General features: G+C 58.3%; 4 protein-coding genes. 3 read left to right on the top strand and 1 reads right to left on the bottom strand.

Features of this window, described 5'->3' with window-relative positions:
- Nucleotides 1-245, top strand: a 245-nt coding sequence (locus ACM6IT_RS23025; RefSeq protein WP_414914071.1) for a hypothetical protein, incomplete at its 5' end; no start/stop codon positions are given.
- 143 nt (nucleotides 246-388) lie between these two features.
- On the opposite strand, the gene ACM6IT_RS23030 is transcribed toward ACM6IT_RS23025, so the two are convergent.
- Nucleotides 389-1,288, bottom strand: coding sequence for a LysR family transcriptional regulator (locus ACM6IT_RS23030; RefSeq protein ID WP_056725192.1), 900 nt, complete (start codon nucleotides 1,286-1,288; stop codon nucleotides 389-391).
- Nucleotides 1,289-1,445: 157 nt separating this feature from the next.
- Here ACM6IT_RS23030 and ACM6IT_RS23035 point away from each other — a divergent pair, with 157 nt between their 5' ends.
- Together ACM6IT_RS23035 and ACM6IT_RS23040 are read left to right on the top strand one after the other, a co-directional pair.
- A complete protein-coding gene (locus ACM6IT_RS23035) occupies nucleotides 1,446-2,627 on the top strand; it encodes an acyl-CoA dehydrogenase (protein ID WP_056725194.1) in 1,182 nt (393 codons plus the stop codon).
- A gap of 11 nt (nucleotides 2,628-2,638) precedes the next feature.
- A complete protein-coding gene (locus tag ACM6IT_RS23040; protein WP_056725196.1) occupies nucleotides 2,639-3,859 on the top strand; it encodes a CaiB/BaiF CoA transferase family protein in 1,221 nt (406 codons plus the stop codon).
- The last annotated feature ends 126 nt before the right edge of the window (nucleotides 3,860-3,985 follow it).

The following is a 3,985-nucleotide window of genomic DNA, read 5'->3' on the forward strand; positions in this document are numbered from 1 at the left end:
GGTGCGGCTGGGGGCGGCCGATCAGCACGATCCCGCCAAATCAGGGCGGGGCGCGGCATTTTGCAGGCGAACTTTGTGCCCTTCAAGGGATTATGACGGGTGACGGAAAATTAACTACAAGTCACCCCGTGACCGAATGTCGCAACCAACCGGCTCAATCCCTTGTAGACCGTGCTTTTCAAGGATTCTGGCCGAAATTGAAGAATTTACACATCGGCCGTATGAATGATGCGGCATTGCCTTGAAATAGTGGCGCAAAGCCGCGTCATCAGGCGCTTGTGGGACGTTTGTACGACTTGTCGATACAGTTTGCTGTCATGCGACAAATACGTATATCTGTAGGGCTTTCATTTAGTTGACTACGGGGTCAAGTAACATTGTAGAGCCTTTATCCCTCTAGGCTGTAGCTGTGCGCCTGATTTACCAGCCAGTCACGAAATGCCCTCAAAGACGCGGATTCGACCTTTCGCTCAGGAATCATCAGGTAGTAAGCCTTGATGCTGGACAGTGCCTGGGGGTTGGCGATCACCAGACGTTTCTCTTTCAACTCCCTTTGAATCAGGAACGGTGGGATCAGGGCAATGCCCATGTCGTGCATGGCTGCCTGGGCGAGCATGGAGAATAGCTCGTAGCGGGGGCCCGTCATGTCTCGCGGGACATTCAGGTGCTGGGAGTCGAACCATTGGCGCCAGGCATAGGGGCGGGTGGTTTGTTGCAGGAGAGGTAAGTCGGCGATTTCGCCGGGCGTCAGACAGGTCTTGTTTCCGAGCAGGTTGGGGCTGCAAACGGGCATCGGATTTTCACCCATCAACCTGTGGGATTCTGTACCCGACCAATCCGCATCACCGAAGTAGATGGCAGCATCAAAATCCGTGTCGGCGAACAGGAACGGCCGCGTGCGGTTGGTCAGGTTGACCGTCACTTCCGGGTGTTTCTGCTGGAAGTCCTTGAGGCGCGGCAGCAGCCATTGGGTGCCGAAAGTCGGAACTACGGCCAGCTCGATCACGTTGGTGCCCTGCTGGCCCATCACTGACAAGGTGTCGCGCTCAACGGCATCGAGCTGAGTGGCCACCCGACGGCTGTAGGAGAGTCCGGCTTCCGTCAGCTTGACCCCGCGCCGCGAACGTCGGAACAGTTCCACACTGAGGAACTCTTCAAGGCTGGCGATCTGTCGGCAAATCGCTCCTTGGGTCAGCGAAAGTTCCTGGGCGGCCTTGGTGAAGCTCTCGTGGCGTGCGGCAGCCTCGAAGCTGATCAGGGCGGTGGTGCTGGGTATCTTTCTGCGCATGTACGTCAATCTCACTAATACATCGCATAAAGGCTCTTTCGCGACGTTTCGGAGTGAGAAATTAGCACAACAGTATGCAAAATCCTCGTTTGCCGTAGCGCCGATCCGGGCCTAGGATCAGTCCACGTTATTTGACCCGATTCGAGAGGACACACTCATGGGCGGTAAAGCTAGCTTCAACTGGATCGATCCCCTGCTGCTGGATCAACAGCTCACTGAAGAAGAGCGCATGATTCGCGACACGGCTGCGCAATTCGCTCAGCAAAGCCTTGCGCCGCGCATCCTCGAAGCTTTCCGTCATGAGAAGACCGATCCGGCGATCTTCCGCGAAATGGGCGAGGTCGGCCTGTTGGGCGCAACCATCCCCGAGCAGTACGGTGGCAGCGGCCTGAACTATGTCAGCTACGGCCTGATCGCTCGTGAAGTCGAGCGCATCGACTCCGGCTATCGCTCGATGATGAGCGTGCAGTCCTCGCTGGTGATGGTGCCAATCAATGAATTCGGTACCGAAGCGCAGAAGCAGAAGTACCTGCCGAAACTGGCGTCGGGTGAGTGGATCGGCTGCTTCGGCCTGACCGAGCCTAACCACGGTTCCGACCCGGGCGCGATGATCTCACGTGCGCGCAAAGTCGAAGGCGGCTACAGCCTCACCGGCAGCAAGATGTGGATCACCAACAGCCCGATCGCCGATGTGTTCGTGGTCTGGGCCAAGGACGATGCCGGCGACATCCGTGGCTTCGTTCTGGAGAAAGGCTGGAAAGGCCTGAGCGCTCCGGCGATTCACGGCAAAGTGGGCCTGCGGGCTTCGATCACCGGTGAAATCGTGATGGACAACGTGTTCGTGCCGCAAGAGAACATTTTTCCGGATGTCCGTGGCCTGAAAGGTCCTTTCACTTGCCTCAACTCGGCACGTTACGGCATCTCCTGGGGTGCGCTGGGTGCAGCCGAGTTCTGCTGGCACACCGCTCGCCAGTACACCCTGGATCGTCAACAGTTCGGTCGCCCGCTGGCCGCCACTCAGTTGATCCAGAAGAAGCTGGCCGACATGCAGACTGAAATCACCATGGCGCTGCAAGGCTGCCTGCGTCTGGGTCGTATGAAGGACGAAGGGACCGCTGCGGTCGAAATCACTTCGATGATGAAGCGCAATTCTTGCGGCAAGTCCCTGGATATCGCGCGCATGGCTCGCGATATGTTGGGCGGCAACGGCATCTCCGATGAGTTCGGTGTCGCGCGTCACCTGGTTAACCTGGAGGTGGTGAACACCTATGAAGGTACTCATGACGTCCATGCGCTGATCCTCGGTCGTGCGCAAACCGGCCTCCAGGCGTTCTATTAAGGAGAACGTCCATGGGCGCGCTATCGCATCTACGGGTACTGGATTTATCGCGGGTGCTGGCCGGGCCTTGGGCCGGGCAGATCCTGGCCGACCTTGGCGCTGAAGTGATCAAGGTCGAGCGTCCGGGTAACGGCGATGACACGCGCGCCTGGGGACCGCCGTTCCTTAAAGACGCTTATGGCGAGAACACCAGCGAGGCCGCCTATTACTTGTCGGCCAATCGCAACAAGCAATCGGTCACCATCGACTTCACTCGCCCTGAAGGGCAGAAGCTGGTGCGTGAGCTGGCGGCCAAGTCGGACATCCTGATCGAGAACTTCAAGGTCGGCGGTCTGGCGGCTTATGGTCTGGACTATGAATCGCTGAAGGCGATCAATCCGGATCTGATCTATTGCTCGATCACCGGGTTCGGCCAGACCGGCCCTTACGCCAAGCGTGCGGGTTATGACTTCATGATCCAGGGGCTGGGCGGCCTCATGAGCCTGACGGGGCGACCTGAAGGCGAAGAAGGTGCGGGGCCGGTGAAGGTTGGCGTGGCGTTGACGGACATCCTGACCGGGCTGTATTCGACTGTTGCGATCCTGGCTGCGCTAGCGCATCGGGATCACGATGGCGGTGGTCAGCATATCGATATGGCATTGCTGGACGTGCAGGTGGCTTGTCTGGCCAACCAGGCAATGAACTACCTGACGACAGGCAATGCGCCTAAACGCTTGGGTAATGCTCATCCGAACATCGTGCCCTATCAGGATTTTCCTACGGCGGATGGCGACTTCATCCTTACCGTCGGGAACGATGGGCAGTTCCGCAAGTTCGCGGAAGTGGCTGGGCAGCCGCAGTGGGCGGACGATCCACGTTTTGCCACCAACAAGCTGCGGGTGGCAAACAGGGCAGCGCTGATTCCGCTGATCCGCCAGGCGACGGTGTTCAAGACAACCGCTGAATGGGTGGCACAGCTGGAACAGGCTGGCGTGCCATGCGGGCCTATCAATGACGTGGCGCAGATGTTTGCCGATCCTCAGGTCAAGGCGCGTGGGTTGGCTATCGAGCTGCCTCATGCACTGGCTGGGATGGTGCCGCAGGTGGCGAGCCCGATTCGACTGTCGCAGACGCCGGTGGAGTACCGTTTTGCGCCTCCTCTGCTGGGTGAGCACACGCTGGAAGTTTTGCAGCGGGTGTTGGGCCTGGATGCCGGGGCGGTGTCGGCATTCAAGGCTTCGGGCGTTCTCTGATAGGTCTCTTCTATATAGAGGGGTGTTTCGGCCCATCTATATAGGCTCCCTTTGGGGCGTTTTGCTGCTTTTTGCAGCTTATTGATAGAAAACCTAAATCAGTGCTTGACGGCAGATTCCAGATCT

This window comes from Pseudomonas sp. IT-P4, assembly GCF_949767755.1.
Taxonomy (GTDB): domain Bacteria; phylum Pseudomonadota; class Gammaproteobacteria; order Pseudomonadales; family Pseudomonadaceae; genus Aquipseudomonas; species Aquipseudomonas monachiensis.

Excerpts from the sequence above, each read along its gene's own strand:
- ACM6IT_RS23030 (WP_056725192.1), bottom strand. The coding sequence starts at position 1,288 with ATGCGCAGAAAGATACCCAGCACCACCGCCCTGATCAGCTTCGAGGCT.
- ACM6IT_RS23035 (WP_056725194.1), top strand. The coding sequence starts at position 1,446 with ATGGGCGGTAAAGCTAGCTTCAACTGGATCGATCCCCTGCTGCTGGAT.
- ACM6IT_RS23040 (WP_056725196.1), top strand. The coding sequence starts at position 2,639 with ATGGGCGCGCTATCGCATCTACGGGTACTGGATTTATCGCGGGTGCTG.